The sequence below is a fragment of the Pararobbsia alpina genome (assembly GCF_902859895.1).
Taxonomy (GTDB): Bacteria; Pseudomonadota; Gammaproteobacteria; order Burkholderiales; family Burkholderiaceae; genus Pararobbsia; species Pararobbsia alpina.
Window position 1 is genome coordinate 1 of record NZ_CADIKM010000071.1, and the last position, 14,981, is coordinate 14,981.

A 14,981-nucleotide genomic window follows, 5' to 3' on the forward strand; every position below is an offset into this window, starting at 1 on the left:
GCGGGGTGACCGTCACGACTTCCTTGTTTTCCATCAACATGCTCCGCCAAAAATTCGACAGCATGTCGATCGTGCTCACGTCGGGGTAGATGCCTTGGGTGGACGCTTACGTTGGTTCGAAAATTTATCTGGAAAGACGCGGGCGAAGCTGGGCCGGACGGCCGCACGCGATGGACGGCCTACATCGAGCCGGAGATAGTGCGCCTGTTCAGTCACGACGACTACACGCGAGTGGCCCGGTCGCAGCGCCTCGCGCTTAAATCCGAGCTCGCGAAGTGGCTGCACAGCTACTACCACACGCATGCGGTGCCGTTCGTCCACAAGGTCGCATCATCCATCAGCAATGCGGGTCCAAGGCTAAGGCCATGTCGCACTTCCGGGTCACGTTGAAAAAAGCGCTCACCGAACTGGTGAAAGAGGATTTTCTCGTTTCATGGCGGATCGACGAGAACGACCTTGTGCATGTGGTCCGCGTTGGTGCCCAGCGCGCCCTGAGGTCGATTCCAGCCGCCTGACGCGCCCTGCCCCGTCATTTCCACTGGCCAGCCGGAAAGCCCCGCACCCCCATTTCCGTGGTAAACGCAGGCATTCCACCTCCGAAACGATATCGGTCCCGCACCGTTTCGATATCATTTCCTCATGGCCGCATCAACCCGTGTCAGGCTAACCGGGAATTTGTCAGAAGGCACGACCAGCCTACCGACCTCTATCGTCGTTTCAATGCCGACGGTCCCATATGTCGGCATTCCGGAGTCGTTCACCAACCTCAGACTTCAATTAAACTCATGATGAAAAGGTGTAGCCGCACTTAAGACACTCAAGGTTATCGAGCATATTTTCGTCCACAACCTCGCCCGCCTTAGCTCCGATGGTGGCTGCGAATCCGGTTCGGGTTTGAAGAAATTGCTGGGTTCTCCAGGCTGACGGATGAACGCGTCGTCTTTTCGTCGTTGCTACAGATGGTCGCGGTCACCATCTAAACGATATCGTTTCAGCTTCGTTTCGATAGTGTCATCGCATTTCCCGTATTGCGGGACACACAATTAGGCCGCCAGCCGGTACTCGTAGTAAGGCTGATTGCGGTCATCGGGGGACCGCGTACTGAGCTGCCAGGTGCTTCGGCTCAGGATTGAGCCAGGCGTCGATGTGCTCAGGCTTGATTGGAATGATGCAGCGGTCGTGGCCGGCGAGAAATGCTTTTAGGTAGCGAAGCGACGGCAAAGCACCCTCTAGACGATATCGAAACGCTTCCTAAACGGTAGTGTTTCGACCGCTGAGCTTCAGCGCCATATCCACGAACCAAAGGCAAGAAAACCCCAGCCTTCTCCGACCGGGTCGTGCCAAAACCAACTGATCGCTTATTGACGCCGAAGGCGAAGAACGCCACGGCGGCCAGAATGAAGGCGGCACGAACACGAAGGAAGCCGAGAATACCCACGATCCCCGTGACAACACCAGCGCGGGTCGAGCCTGGATCTCTAGAGGTTCCTGCTCATCGGAACAGGTGTGCCAACACGTCGTCCTTTACTTCATCCGCAATCGCGCGCGCGGCAGGGATGGCGGTCGAGCAGACCCACCGTGATGATGCGGATGTCCCGGTTTTTGGCTGCCTGAATGACAATCTCATCCTGAAGGGTCGCCATGTCCGAAAAGTAGCGTGATACCAGGCCTGGTGCCACGCCCGCTTCCTTCGCGACAAGTTCTCGCGTGACCTTGTAGTCGCCTATCTCTCGAGCGACCTTGAGAGCAGCTTCCAAGATCTGCGCTTTCCGGTCTTCCGGATTCATGCGTATAGCCATTTTTCACTGCCCTTTGACGATGAAGTAATCGCTGTCGTGGCCGGAGGCGCTGCGACTCTTATCGACGCGCACGCATAGCTCAGCGTATGCGAACGAAGGTGAGTCGCCCTCAAATCGATATCGGAACGGCACCGTATCGAGGGCTCCAGCCACCGGCGCGCGCTAGCGCTTCAGCTTCGCCGCCACCAGTTCCGAGCACGCCATCGAGATCACCGCGGCGCGGCTCATGTGGAGTTGGCGCGTCAAGGCGTCGACGTCGGCCAACAGATCTGGATAGAGCTCGACAGATATCTTTTGCTTTTTTTCGCGAACCTGCCGCGGCGGTTTGCCTACGGTGTCGTGCGCACCTTCAATGAACGCATCGGCTGGATCTTTCGCCAACGGCGCGAGGTTTGGGCGCTTCTGCAATGCCATAACCTACCCCCTCAATTCGATTGATAAGCGATACCGTCCAACCGGTGTTTCAATACCGATATGAGGGTGTCGATTTCGTTGATCGCCTGCTCATCGCGGGGCTTGTACTCGGATACGTGCAGGCCGGTTGCGCTCGCGTGCGATATCGCTTTGCGGCGACCGATCCCGGCGCGCTCAGGCGTGAGCTGCAGCAACTCCATCTGCGGGAATTCCTGCGTGGCCTCGATTGCGTCCGCATTGTCCGATCCAACCGGGTCCGCGCAATTCAGGACGGCCAGCGCTAGGACCGGCGTCGCGCGCGTGCCGTTCGCCTCGTCGATCACGGCCGCCACGTCGGCAAGCGCCCACGTGTCGAACGCACGGGGCTGAAACGGGATCAAAACGATATCGGAACACAGGAGGGCCGCCCGCAAAGCACCTGTGTCGCGTCCGCCGACGTCGATGACCGTATGCGCGAACTGCTTGGCTTGGAGCATCACCTGAGCGCGGAGCGTCTTGCCGTCCACGTAGGAGGAGGAGGGCAGGGTAGGGAGCTGGCGATCGGTGCGCAGCGTCATGGCGCCGATGCCGTTCCCTTGCTTGTCACCGTCGACAAACCAGACCGAGTCGCCGGCCAAGTGGAGCCCGAGGGCGAGTTGCACCGCGAGCGTCGACTTTCCGACGCCCCCTTTCGTATTTCCACATGTAATGATCACGTTGGCATCCGGTGGTGTTCAGAGGTCGAAACGGTTGAGGAACGGTAGCGAAACGGTGGAATGATAGGCGAAAGGCAGGGAATCCGGGGGCCTGTTTGCAGACATCCCAATTTGGGATATAGTGGAGGCATGCACATAATTTCGAAGCCGCCCCTCATAGCGTTCTGGACGAAGCACCCGGACGCGGAGCCGCCGCTACGGGCTTGGCTCAGGGTGATGCAGGACAAGGACTTTAAGGACCTCAACGACCTTAAGATGACGTTCGGCGCTGCCGACTACGTGAAGCCACACATGGTCTTTGATATCGGCGGCAACAAGTATCGACTGATCGCCGCGATTCACTACAACACGCACAAGGTGTTTGTCCGAAACGTCTTGACGCATGCCGAGTACGACACCGGCAAATGGAAGGAGAAAAAATGATGAATGCCATCGCAGAACCGAGCGCCATCCTGAAGGCATGGATGCCGTTCAAGGAACTGATCGGCAGCGCGACGGCCGTGCGCACCGAGGCCGACTACGCGAAGGCCATCGCGTACATCGACGAGCTGCTTAACGAAGTCGGCGACGACGAAGCGCACCCGCTTGCCGAAGTACTGGACCTGATCGCCACGCAGGTGAAGGCCTACGAAGACGAACACGTTGAGATCCCCGACGCGGAGCCGCGTGAAGTGCTGCGCTTCCTTATGGAGCAGAACAACCTGACCCAGGTCGATCTTGACGACTGCGCTCCGCAAAACCGTATCTCCGAGATCCTGAGCGGCAAGCGGGTCATCAGCAGGGACGTCGCCAAGCGGCTCGCGAAACGCTTCCACGTCCACGCAGACCTTTTCCTTTGATCATCGAACACGCCGAAGAGCAGATCGCAGCCCGAGAACTGCGCGGTGCCGCGATTCACGAAGCGGCGCACGCACGATGACAACGAAACCCACCGTCGACGAGCTTATGACAAAGGCCTTCGCGCCCGGCCGCGACCCACGCAGCGCCGAATACAAGGCGGGCGGGCGCGCGATGCTGGAGAAGCGCGTCAACGGCGTCGCGCTCGATATGCCGTACGTCCTTGGCATGGCGCAGGCCGACGCCTACATGGCGGGCTGGGACGAGGCGAATTCAATCTTTCGCGCGCTGCGCGATACGGATAAGTGATGGATCCCCAACTCGAATCCTTCGAATGCCGGCTGCAACTATTTGAGCGCCGCATGACGCGCAGGCTGTACGCGGTCGGCGTCGCCATCGTGGTCGCCGTCGCGCTGCTTCGGCACTTCTGGACCTGAGCGAAAGCAGGCGTCACCGCTTGATTTACCTATCTCCTTTTTTGAGACCGGAGCTGCAATGGATCTGTCCGATGTCGAGGTTGTTCGGGATGAACGGCCATCGCTGGCCGACCCCGCCGTGGTCGACGCGCTCGGCAGGCAGTTCGCCAAGCGCGTTTTCGATACCCGCGCCGCATTCCGCACGGGAGAGCCTGGCGCACGCGAGCCGCTCGCACTGATTGAGGTAGACGCGCGGCGCATGGGAGAGATCTTTCTTGGCCACGACCCAGCCTACGACGCCACGCCGTAAAATGCGCCGAATCGGCTCGGCATGTATTTTCGGGTGCTGCTCCCGGAAGAAACGGAGCACTATGGCGGCCCCGGCGTTGGGCTGTTTATGTGGCTTGCAGCTCAACTGGCAGAAGGCGCTGCAATGCTTGAGCGCGAAGCCTCCACCGAGCCCGTGGTCAAGCGTCGCATCGAGCAAATCATCGAGGACGTTGAGGCCACGCTGCTGCACACCAAGCCAGCTTCAGAATCTCGTTGGCACGGCGCAGTTCCCTGTTCTGGGGCACACAAAATCACTTAAAACGACTCCGCTGTAATGCATATAAGGGGAATTAACACTTCAGGCAGGTTTCAAATTGCCACCCTCCCAGCACTGCCCCCGCCAGCACAGTGTCAATTCCTTACGGGGCGCCACCCTTCATGCCATTAAGGGGCATTGCTGGTAGAGTGGTTTTGCCTCTCCACGAGGCAGAAGTAAGCAGCGTTTGGCCCGCTGGCCCCGTGCGACCGTGCGGGCTTTTTTCAGCCTGCCGAGTAGACCGCGACACTGGATGCCCCATGACAACCCTGAACACACCGAAACCCCGAACCGCCGACGTGATCAGATCTGTCGCCGAAGCGCTGGACGTCATATGCCGAGCACAGGGCATCGAAGTCAGAGACCTCGACGATGCCGTGATCGAAAAGTTGCTGTCTAGCTCATTCGAGGAGCACCTTGGTTGATAGGCTTGTAGCAATACCTTGGGAACGGTCATAGCCGCCCGCATCGTATTCGGAGCGCAGCAGCTCGAGATCCGTGACGCCGCGCTGCCAGAGGCGCCGCAGCACGTCGCCAACGAACACGTGCTCGACAATCCGCTCACGCAGCACCGAATGCACGTAGTGCTGTTCAGAATTCTCTGTCGGATATTCGTTGGGTTCGTCCATGCCTCCGCTCTTCAACCGTCACCAAAGGATCTTCGGATACGGGACATTGCGCTTGTCCAGTTCTGCTTCGATCGCGTCCGTTAGCTGACGCCAATCGGCGAATCGTCGCCTCGGACGATCGCAAGACCAAATGCAACTGCTCCGCTTGCTCTGTGCAAACCCAAAAGTCCACGGGCCGCGCCCTCCTCGCCTCGGGCACGAGCAACGGCCGCGCGCAATACGTAACCACTTGTGGGTCAAACTCAAGCCGCAGCCAAAGCTGTAGCGCACTGCGACCAAACAGCGTCAGCCGCCGTCCGACCTTGGGCCCGTATACGTCAAATCGATGCGCGCCATATGGCCGGGCGTCCGTTGCCGGTCTTCGGAACCGTGGTGAAAGCATCGCGCCCTCCCAAAAGCAAAGCCATGCATACGTTTTAGTACATGAACGAGCGCCGGCAAATTTGATGAGGGCGAGACTCAAGGTTCGAGGCCTAAGGACGTCAATACAAAATACGTATCGCGCAATACAAATGAGCGTCCCAGCAGGTTGCGCTGAGAAAACCGCGCTGAGCCGGGCTTTTTGCCACCGAAAAGCGGGTCCCAGGGTTCAGCCGCGTGGAACATGAGCGGCGAAACCGTAGAATATTATTTAAAAACAACGAGTTACAACGTTTAAGTTAGTTTGCGAGATGTTCCACGCGTTTTGCGTTGGAAGCATCATCTGACGCCGGATTTCAAACAATCGCTTCCACATAACGGAATTTCCAAACCTTCCCTCCGAAGGCGACGAAGCGAAACATAAAACCGCGCTGAGCCGAGCTTTTGCCACCGAAAAGTGTGTCCTAGGGTTCAGCCGCGTGGAACATGATCGGCGAAACTGTAGAATATCGTTTAAAAACAACACGTTACAACGTTTAAGTTCGTTTGCGAGATGTTCCACGCGTTTTGTGTTGGAAGCATCATCTGACGCCGGAATTTCCAACAATCTCTTCCGCACGACGGAATTTCCAAACTTTCCCTCCGAAGCCGACGAAGCGAAATATGTATGTGCTGCGGGGTCGGCTTGCCTCTCTGTTGGTTAGGGACTACCCCGGCCGGTACAAGCTTTACTTCGTCGGACGCCCGCTCGCGTCAGTACCCCCAGAAGGATTTCATCCCCTGCGCGCGTACGTCCAACGCATCCCTGCCGCCACGATCGCACGGATGTATTTTGATCCTTACGACGACACCTTCGCATCGACGCCGGCGGCAATGGAGCACTATCTGCGCGAGATGCACGACGCGCTCGTGAAGCTCGCCATCGAGCACGGCTCGTCGGTCCTAGCCGACCATTTGCGGGCGTCGATCAAGCGCCATGGCAGCGCGCGACTCGCCGCCGTGTCCCTCAAAATGGTCGGGGCCGCAGCTAAGCTCGCGGTGGCCTCCCCTGCCCCAGATCACGGCATTGGCGTGTGGTTTCGGCCGCTCGTGGCGCAGCGATTAAAAAGCCAGAATCTGCGCACCCTCCGTGACCTGGTCGATTTTTGCAATCGCCGCGGCGGCGCCTGGTGGCGCTCGGTGCCCCGCATCGGTGTCGGTCGTGCACGCACGATTGTGGCTTGGCTGCGCACACACGAAGCCTCATTACGGCTGCGCGTCGCAGCGGACGTTGACCTCGACGACCCGCTCGCCGCGTCCGCCGACCAACTCGTGCTGATCGACGGCGGGGGGTCCATGCTCGCGCCGCTCGAGCGCGTGAGTCTCCGGCGCGAGCTCTCCGGCGCCGATGGTGCCAACCGCTCGGCGGCCTTCTGCTACGTCGCGGCCCGGCACGACCTCGAGGCCGTGCGCGCGTACCTGCATCAATACCGCGAGCAGCCCAAAACCCTGCGCGCCTACACCAAGGAACTGGAGCGCTTCCTACTGTGGTGTGTCTGCATCCGGGGCAAGGCCAGGAGTTCGCTGCTGGTGGACGACTGCGAGGCCTACAAGGATTTCCTGAAGGCGCCCTCCCCTGCTTTCGTCGGGCCGCGCGCGAGCCGCGAATCGTCTCGTTGGAAGCCCTTCGCTGCGGAAGGGTTGTCCGCCGAGTCGCAAAAGTACGCCGTACGCGCGCTGCGGGCGACGTTCAGTTGGCTCGTCGACGTCCGTTATCTGGCGGGCAATCCGTGGAAAGCCGTCAAGATCCGATCGTGGTCGAGCGGCAAAACGAAATGCAAATCGAGCGCGCCCTGTCCGCAGATCTGTGGAATCGCGTGCGAATCCACGTCGATCTCCAATGCCTCCCGGTCAAGGCGAAGCGCTGGCGCGCCGTGCGCGTTCTCCTACTGCTGATGGGCGATTCCGGTCTGCGCCGCGAGGAGGTCGCCTTTGCTATGCGAGAGAAGATGCGCCCTTCCACGTTCGGTCCTGCCGGCGAACCGGTCTGGGAATTGACCGTCATCGGTAAGCGCAAGAAGGAGCGGACGGTACCCGCCAGCTTGGCGACGGTCGCCGCGCTCCGGGTACATTGGCAGGACCGAGGCCGCGACTTTGACGCCCCACTCGACTCTGCTCCTTTACTCGCTCCGACCGTGATCCCGAGTACCCCCCGTGCGCTCAAGAAACATACGCCAGCGACCGAGCAACCGTATTCGGTGAATAGGCTCAATGATCTCGCAGCATGGGTTAGACAGCACCTCACGGTGGAAATGGACAATTTGACCGTCGAAGACATCGCTCAACTAGACCAGGCGTCCCCTCATGCGTTTCGGCACACGTTCGGCACGCAGGCCGTCGCTGATGACGTACCACTCGACGTGGTCCAGAAGACGCTGGGCCACGAATCGATGCAGACGACTTCGATCTACGTTCAAGCCGAAAAACAGCGAATGATGCGCGAACTCGGCGAGTACTACGCCCGTCGGAAAGGATCCACAAAGAAGGTCTGAGCCCGGGGGCAGAGCTAAATTCCGCGACTGCGGTTGTGCCGACAGCCATGCATCCGCAATCGGCTCAGCCCTCTTTTCTGCCTCGCTGCAAGGGACTTCCGCAGGCGCACGATGCGTGGACACGCGCTTCGGGAACCGGCTTCGATGGCTCAGTTTGCGTTGTCGGTAGACGGTTAAGTGAGCCCGCTGTCGCGGTCAGCCCAGTGGCTTTGCGCCCGCATTAGGACGACGTTCGAAGCCGCAGCGTCTATATGTGTGGTCGCCAGATCGGGTAGGGACCGGGTCAGTTCAAATGTTGCCCCTCCCCGTTGAAGAACAAAAGTTTGCCCCGCGACGCCGCGCCGGCTATCTGACGCCTGCTGATCTCGGGCGCGTGACGCACATTCAGTATATAAAGTGATCCGATCGAGGCACATTGCGGCCCCGATCGTGCCTCCAAGGCTCGCTACGCCTGAGGAGCGGATTGGTGGTGCCGCGTTTGTGCCGCGTTTGTGCCTCGATCTGAGCACTAGTCCCGGCATACTCATCGCTGCAGTGTTCGTGTCTCTAATAGAGACATCGCAGTTCGCTCGAAGAACACGGCGACTGTGTCTCTACTAGACACGTTCGCGACGTCCTAATCTGTTCGATGAAAAGCCTCGATCGGAGCACTAGTCTCAGCACGCACTCGTCGCTGCAGTGTGGGTGTCTCTAATAGAGACACCGTAGTTGGCTCCAGGAACACGACACCGTGTCTCTACTAGAGACACAAAAAAGCCCGCTTTCGCGGGCTGCTGTGCGCTGGTGTCCTAGCTGTTCGATGAAAAGCCTCGATTGGAATAGTCACCCTGGCATTTACTTCTAACCGCAGTGTCCGTGTCTCTAATAGAGACACCGTTCGCTTGCACGACACCGTGTCTCTACTAGAGACACAAAAAAGCCCGCTTTCGCGGGCTGCGGTGCTCTGGCTTCCTAGCTGTTCGATGAAAAGAATTGACCTATGAGCCCTCGGATCTGTTGTTCCTGCTCGTCCGTGAGCATGCCTGTTTTAATCTTGACCGAGAACCCACCCGCGTCCTTCGTAATCGAACCGGCTTGGGTTTTCCCCGCAAAAATTTTCTCGATGCTTCGATCGCTTACTGCGTTCGATTTACCTTCATGGTCCAATGCTTGCTTGATCGCACGACCGAGCTTAGTCTGGTCAAGTTCGCCATCGACAACCTTTTGCCATAGGCTCTGTGCGATCTCAGAAGCTTTCCCGTCGCGATTTCTAAGTGACGCCACCACTTCCTGCGCCGCATTCGCACCGAGAATCCGAGGCTGAGCTTCCAAATCTTTCAAAACAAATTCCGGCAACTCGGCAAACGCCAAGTACCGATACAGCTCGCCACGCGAGATACCCAGAGCCTCCGCCATACGCTTCCGGTTCGGAAATTCCTTTTCCGTGCCTCGTATCGAGCGTGAGATCTCATAGTCAGTAAGGTCGTCCCGCACGACGTTTTCGACCAGCGCCAGCATAGCCATGTCCTCGTCGGAAAGATCGACGAGCACAGCCTTGATTAGATCCTTGGCGATCATTTTATGCGCGCGCCAACGCCTTTCCCCGGCCACAATCTGGTAGCCCTTGGCAGAAGGCCGAACGACGATCGGTTGTACTAGCCCAGCCTCACGAATCGACTCAGCGAGTTCGGTCAACTTCGCCTCGTTGAAAACCCGACGCGGTTGCCAAGGATTCGGGACGATCTCCGACACCGGCAACTCGTTGGATGATCCGCCATTTTCGAGTTCAGCGACTCGCTTCTGCGCCGACGCCAACGCCGCCGCCATACCCGGCGCGGTGCGCGGCGGCGCAGCTTGTCTGTCTGTTGGCGCATCAATCGGAATATCCTTCGCCGCGCGAAGATCCGCCGTCTTGCTCATCATGCGCTCACGCAGATTGCTCATGCTTCAACCCTCCATTGCGCCACGAACTGGTCATCAATCCACTTGCAATAGTCCATCAGGGGTTGCTTTACTCTCGCCAAGGTTTTCGCAACGCCATCCGAACGAGATAAGTCGAAGACAGTGGAGAAGGCTAGGGCACCGTTGCTCATCACGGAACTGGCCGGAACCTCGGTAGTCGAGAGCCAGTCACCGTATGCACGTTGCGCCCAAGAGCGAACCACTGGTGCCGACGAAGTCGTGTTGTAGTCTACTTTCGAAAGCAAAACGGATATGAAGTCATAGGTTTTGTCGAGCTCATGCTCCACAAAGCCTGCTGCTACCTCAGAGAAGAGCGACCAAAAGGACACAGATGAAATAAAGTCCAGGCTTTCCGGAACCAGCGGCATCACCATTGCGTCGGCGGCCATCAAGCCATTAAGCGTCATGTACGACAGAGACGGCGCAGTATCCAGAATGATGTAGTCGTACTGCGCGAGCACCGGCTCAATCCCTCTCCGTAGCACCGACCAAAATTCATATCCGGGGTTTTCTTTTTGAGCCGTTGGCAAATGGAATTCGGCGTCGTGGAGGTAGTTATGTGAAGGGATGACATCGAGCCCATCCCAGTACGTTGTTTGTACTTTCGACGCCAAGCCGCCCACGATCGTCGGATCGTAGATAAACGGCAGCACCGTATCCTCCCACGTCACATCCTTCTCGGCGTACAAACCGCAAAGTTCGGATAGCGAGGCTTGCGGATCAAGATCGATGACCAGCACCTTGCGCCCGCGAAGAGTGAGGCCTTGTGCAATGCACATCGTGGTCGTCGTTTTACATGACCCTCCCTTGAAGTTGGCCGTGATCAACACACGACCGCGGCGCGGGCGGTCACCGTCGACAACCCCCGTCTGATAGATGTCGGACACTCGCTGCACCCACGTACGGGCCTCCGCAAGCGTGAAGATCCGTGCTCTACCGGTGCCTTGGACTTGGCCCGAAGGAAGATCGCCGCCTCCCTTGGTGGCTAGGTAATTGATCTTCTGACGGTCCACGCCACACATCTCTGTCAGCTCCCCGATCGTGAAGACTGGTGGCGTCTTTCGTGGACGCGGAGCTAGGATTTGATCTCGCAAATCGTCTGTCATCACCGACAAACGCTTTGCGAACTCGCCAAGCTGCGAGAGCTTCACGCGCCGGTCCATCGCCGGCAACTCACTCATTTTCATTGGTTGCTTCCTCTATGATTCGAAGGTGAGGCAATTTTCTCGACCAAGATCTATATTTCCACGCTTTTAACGTGTTTAGCCATCGCACCGTAGAATAACGATGTAACCTGCAGATTGCCAGACAAAAGTCGCGCTTCGACATGAAATGCCACGTCCGCCCGAGCTCACACGTGGTCGCGCAGGGCCTAAAGGCCTTTGGGGCGCGGAAGACAAGGGGTGGAAGGTGAGGGAAATTGTGTCACCATGGCAAACCGCAGCCTGTCCCCCTGCGAACCTCAGCACATTTCGCCTCACCTTAGAGGCTGGAATGGAGTCAAAAAAACGACTCCTTATCGAGGCATCACAAACCACCTCACCATAGAACGCCGTTGAATGTTAATTCCGATTGAGGAAGGTCGTTCGAAACGTGGCAGATCAGCATCAACCTCAGCTATCTGTTCAACAGGAGGCAGCCCTGTGGTTAGAGTTTTTATAAAAACAGAACCGACCAACCACAAACGGTGTGACTACACTCGTTATTAATCAATGGCATAGGGTCGAGAGGTGAGGTTGTATGTGTGTGAAGTGATGTGAATTGTTCGGGGAGGTGAGCCGTTTACCACGCCAAGGTGAGGAATATTGGGACACATGGTGAGCTCTTTTGGAGCGATGGTGAGGTGATCGGGCGACCTAGGTGAGCAAAAATGTGATTCGCAGCGAGCGAAGGTGAGGTGCTCTGTGTTGACAGTTCACCTTGAGGTGGGTACCGTACCGCTCAACTTGACCAACCCACACTCGCTGCGAGGGCGGCATGACCAAAGCAGGGCAGGTGGCGACGTCTCGCCAACTGGCGCTCGCGCTATTTGACGACACCGCAACCGAAGGATTGACGGTTGCACAGGCGCGTTCCGATATCGGGTTCGCGCGCAACAACGTCCTCATTCGTATCGTCGATCTAGGTGTGGCAGCGCGGCGTCTTATCGATGCGGCGTATTTCCTAGTCGCACAGGACGAACGTGTGCGTGATCTTTATGAGGTAGAGCTCGACTATTTCAAATGGCTTATGCGCTATTCGAGCCGCAACAACACTCATCTTGAGCAGGTCATAACTGAGGCACAAAAGGCTCTGATCCAAGCAACGTCCGCAATCGACCAGCATGGCGAGCGCCCATTTGGTTCGACACAGCTAATCGGACGTATTTCCTATCAAGGCGGGAGGTTTCAGTTTCGGGTACCGCCAGACCTTGTTGGGATAATTCGCGGACCCGGCAAATCGCATTGGCTGAGCTTGCGCATAACGTCGATGTTTTCGCTGTCATACGCACGCGTGATGTACGACCACCTTCAGGCGTACGCCGATGAGAGTCTGACTGAGTGGATTCCACTCGACGACCTACGCGGTTGGCAAGGCGAAATGGGCGTCAATGCGCAGGTGTTCAAGTACTTCAAGCGCGACTGGCTCGACCCTGCAGTAAAGCAGATAAACGACGTTTCCGATCTGACGATCAGCTATGAGTCGCGCAATCTACCGGGGTCACGCAAGATCGGAAGTTTGAGATTCCGCATCGAACGTAAGGGTCTGGCGGATCGCCTGCTGCACACGCACGAGCACGCACAACATATCTATCGGACCTTGAAGCAGGAGTTCGGTCTATCCACTGTCCAGTTCAATCAGATAGCGTCTGCGCGCGATACCTACACCGACGAGCGTCTCGAACAGGCGATCGATCGAACGCGTTTTAGCCTAAAAATGGGCAAAGTGACAAAAAGCCCTGCAGGTTTCTTCTTAAAGGCACTCAAAGAAGGTTGGATCGTTTCCGATGCAGAGCGGGAGATGGTCGAGATTCAACAATCGCTCGTGCTCCGCGAACAGCAGGAAGCCGCGGCCAAGGCTCAGTCGCAAACGCAGACCGCACTTCAGACGGCCGCCCAGGAATTAACGGCCCGGGAACGCCTGAACGAGGAAGTTCGCCACGGTTGGGCTGCCTATGAAGTTGCGTTGCCCGAACAACAGGAAGACTGGCGGAGGACGTACAAGCGAACAGCAGCAGGGAAGCTGACTCTTCGTCGCTTGAACGTCGACCCAATGACAGAACTCACTGCTGAAATGTTCGAGAGCCTTCCTGCTCTAAAGAGTGCTTTCGCCGGATACGTTTTCACCCAAACGAAGCCGGCAAAGGGCAAAACACAGTGAGGCAGATGCGGCGTATAACGCTGCCCCACGGCTCTATCGCGGCCGACGTATGAGCGCGCGTGCAGGTCTTCGTACTTCGCACTCGCCCAGGGCATTGTGCGTCTGCGTCTAGTCTGAGCGCCGGTGATTCGCCAAGGCAAAAGACGAGCATCTAGAATTGCCAGATTTGCGACCTTGAAACATAGGTGAGGACCGGCTCCCACAGACCCTCGCCATCCATGCGGTCAACCTCCCACAAGCCCTTCATGTCGAGCCCCTGGCCAAAGTTGGCCCGTAGTATCGAGATGACAACCGCGCCATCGCGCTCGTCGCAAGCAAATGCGATATGACTGCCTTGCTATGACGCTTATCGCGAATGCTGCCAAATAGCGTTAAGGCTACTACAAGGGCTTCCCCGTTAAGCGCAAGCTCAAGCGTGGTTCTTTGTTAATGTGCTGCAATGCCGTTCGGGGTGCGTGTGAGAAGGTGAAGGACTGCGGTACTACAACCGGTCATGTTGGGCCTGTAGCCCGGACCCTGATGAAAGACGCGCGCGAGGGCCTCGTTCGCTGACCGGGAATGAAATCCCTGTAGCCTTATCAGGTACGCCCCACGCGGGTCCAACCCGCTTCACATCACCGCTGGCAGTGCAAAGTGATCGTCTATTCGCTCATGATGTCCGTCGCGCTGGCAGGTTCGGGGCGATGGATGCGCAAGGTGGTCATGCTGTAACGGGTTCGTACCTGAAGTCGTCGCCGTATTTCAGGATCGCCCAGGCCATTCGCGCATTCTTGGCCGCTATCGCGACGGCCGCACGCCAGTATCCGCGCCGCTCGACCAGGTTTCGTACCCAGCGGCTGATGCGGTCCTGCTTCTCGCCGAGATTCGCAATGACGGCGCGAGCCCCAAGCACCAGCAGACTGCGCAGATAAGCGTCGCCTGCCTTCGTGATACTGCCCAGCCGTGCCTTGCCACCGCTGCTGTGCTGGCCCGGCGTCAGACCGAGCCATGCGGCCACCTGGCGGCCATTCCTGAAGTCATGTCCGGCACCTAGGCTCGCAAGCAGGGCACTGGCCGTCGTCGGTCCGATGCCGCGCAATTGCATGAGCCGCCGACTACGCGCATCCTCACGCGCGATTTCGCTGATTGCGCGATCGTATTCGACCAGCCGGTCCTCGATGTTGCCGGCATGCTCAAGCAGATCGCTGATGCATCGCCTGGCCCAGCCCGGCAGAGCATCCAGATGTGCCACGATTTCTCTTCGCAAACGCTCGGGGCTCGTAAGCGTCCAGCCAGGACATGTTGACGACGTCGAATTGGTAGGCGGTTATCACGGCGAGCGCACAGGCCGTGAAGCCCCCACTTATTGCTAAGTGGGGACCTAATTAGCCTGGTTAAGCGCTGACGAGCTCGGCGTGCCGGTATTCCACGGCA

The 14,981-nt window shown here is 58.0% G+C and carries 16 protein-coding genes and 2 pseudogenes; 10 read left to right on the plus strand and 8 right to left on the minus strand.

The annotated features are described in order from the left end of the window. The first annotated feature begins 365 nt into the window (after window positions 1-365). Window positions 366-515 (plus strand): hypothetical protein, encoded by a 150-nt coding sequence (locus HV670_RS27715; protein ID WP_175108179.1) that lies wholly within the window; start codon window positions 366-368, stop codon window positions 513-515. Between the two features lie 528 nt (window positions 516-1,043). Here the strand turns inward: HV670_RS27715 and HV670_RS32445 are convergent. From HV670_RS32445 to HV670_RS27730, 4 genes and pseudogenes are all read right to left on the minus strand, one after another. Beyond that, window positions 1,044-1,188: pseudogene (locus tag HV670_RS32445) on the minus strand (SOS response-associated peptidase family protein); the annotation flags it as partial. A gap of 341 nt (window positions 1,189-1,529) precedes the next feature. Next, the gene (locus HV670_RS27720; protein WP_175108180.1) at window positions 1,530-1,787 is read right to left on the minus strand and encodes a TetR/AcrR family transcriptional regulator; all 258 of its coding nucleotides are present in this window, start codon (window positions 1,785-1,787) and stop codon (window positions 1,530-1,532) included. Between the two features lie 174 nt (window positions 1,788-1,961). Next, window positions 1,962-2,213 carry a CopG family transcriptional regulator gene (locus tag HV670_RS27725; RefSeq protein WP_175108181.1) on the minus strand — a complete coding sequence of 84 codons (252 nt, stop codon included), beginning with the start codon at window positions 2,211-2,213 and terminating at the stop codon, window positions 1,962-1,964. Between the two features lie 11 nt (window positions 2,214-2,224). Then, window positions 2,225-2,908: an AAA family ATPase gene (locus HV670_RS27730; protein WP_175108182.1), complete on the minus strand. Its 684-nt coding sequence runs from the start codon at window positions 2,906-2,908 to the stop codon at window positions 2,225-2,227. A gap of 129 nt (window positions 2,909-3,037) precedes the next feature. On the opposite strand from HV670_RS27730, the gene HV670_RS27735 reads away from it, so the two are divergent. The 6 genes from HV670_RS27735 (at window position 3,038) to HV670_RS27755 (ending at window position 4,750) form a co-directional block, all read left to right on the plus strand. Further along, window positions 3,038-3,331 (plus strand): type II toxin-antitoxin system HigB family toxin, encoded by a 294-nt coding sequence (locus HV670_RS27735; protein WP_175108183.1) that lies wholly within the window; start codon window positions 3,038-3,040, stop codon window positions 3,329-3,331. Next, window positions 3,328-3,747, plus strand: a complete 420-nt coding sequence (locus tag HV670_RS27740) for a helix-turn-helix domain-containing protein (protein ID WP_175108184.1) — start codon at window positions 3,328-3,330, stop codon at window positions 3,745-3,747. Before HV670_RS27735 ends, HV670_RS27740 begins: the two co-directional genes overlap by 4 nt. 106 nt (window positions 3,748-3,853) lie before the next feature. Further along, the gene (locus tag HV670_RS27745) at window positions 3,854-4,054 is read left to right on the plus strand and encodes a hypothetical protein (protein ID WP_175108185.1); all 201 of its coding nucleotides are present in this window, start codon (window positions 3,854-3,856) and stop codon (window positions 4,052-4,054) included. Then, window positions 4,054-4,182, plus strand: a complete 129-nt coding sequence (locus tag HV670_RS31960) for a hypothetical protein (protein WP_281362477.1) — start codon at window positions 4,054-4,056, stop codon at window positions 4,180-4,182. The genes HV670_RS27745 and HV670_RS31960 overlap by 1 nt, the downstream gene beginning before the upstream one ends. 58 nt (window positions 4,183-4,240) lie before the next feature. Then, a complete protein-coding gene (locus tag HV670_RS27750; protein WP_175108186.1) occupies window positions 4,241-4,471 on the plus strand; it encodes a hypothetical protein in 231 nt (76 codons plus the stop codon). A gap of 21 nt (window positions 4,472-4,492) precedes the next feature. Next, window positions 4,493-4,750, plus strand: coding sequence for a hypothetical protein (locus tag HV670_RS27755; protein WP_175108187.1), 258 nt, complete (start codon window positions 4,493-4,495; stop codon window positions 4,748-4,750). 398 nt (window positions 4,751-5,148) lie between these two features. Here the strand turns inward: HV670_RS27755 and HV670_RS27760 are convergent, their stop codons facing one another. Continuing rightward, entirely contained in the window at window positions 5,149-5,376 is a 228-nt protein-coding gene (locus HV670_RS27760; RefSeq protein ID WP_175108178.1) for a hypothetical protein, read from the minus strand. A gap of 1,185 nt (window positions 5,377-6,561) precedes the next feature. Between HV670_RS27760 and HV670_RS27765 the strand changes: the two genes are divergently transcribed. Together HV670_RS27765 and HV670_RS31470 are read left to right on the plus strand one after the other, a co-directional pair. Next, window positions 6,562-7,671, plus strand: coding sequence for a phage integrase family protein (locus tag HV670_RS27765; protein ID WP_246258025.1), 1,110 nt, complete (start codon window positions 6,562-6,564; stop codon window positions 7,669-7,671). Continuing rightward, complete coding sequence (locus tag HV670_RS31470) at window positions 7,650-8,267, plus strand: site-specific integrase (protein ID WP_246258030.1); 618 nt, start codon at window positions 7,650-7,652, stop codon at window positions 8,265-8,267. Before HV670_RS27765 ends, HV670_RS31470 begins: the two co-directional genes overlap by 22 nt. 951 nt (window positions 8,268-9,218) lie before the next feature. Here the strand turns inward: HV670_RS31470 and HV670_RS27770 are convergent. Together HV670_RS27770 and HV670_RS27775 are read right to left on the minus strand one after the other, a co-directional pair. Next, window positions 9,219-10,190 carry a ParB/RepB/Spo0J family partition protein gene (locus tag HV670_RS27770; protein WP_175108188.1) on the minus strand — a complete coding sequence of 324 codons (972 nt, stop codon included), beginning with the start codon at window positions 10,188-10,190 and terminating at the stop codon, window positions 9,219-9,221. Beyond that, entirely contained in the window at window positions 10,187-11,395 is a 1,209-nt protein-coding gene (locus HV670_RS27775) for a ParA family protein (protein ID WP_175108189.1), read from the minus strand. The genes HV670_RS27770 and HV670_RS27775 overlap by 4 nt, the downstream gene beginning before the upstream one ends. A 790-nt stretch (window positions 11,396-12,185) precedes the next feature. On the opposite strand from HV670_RS27775, the gene HV670_RS27780 reads away from it, so the two are divergent. Next, window positions 12,186-13,568, plus strand: coding sequence for a replication initiation protein (locus HV670_RS27780; protein ID WP_175108190.1), 1,383 nt, complete (start codon window positions 12,186-12,188; stop codon window positions 13,566-13,568). A 700-nt stretch (window positions 13,569-14,268) separates the two neighbouring features. On the opposite strand, the pseudogene HV670_RS27785 reads toward HV670_RS27780, so the two are convergent. Next, window positions 14,269-14,826, minus strand: a pseudogene (locus HV670_RS27785) (IS110 family RNA-guided transposase); the annotation flags it as partial. Between the last annotated feature and the right edge of the window lie 155 nt (window positions 14,827-14,981).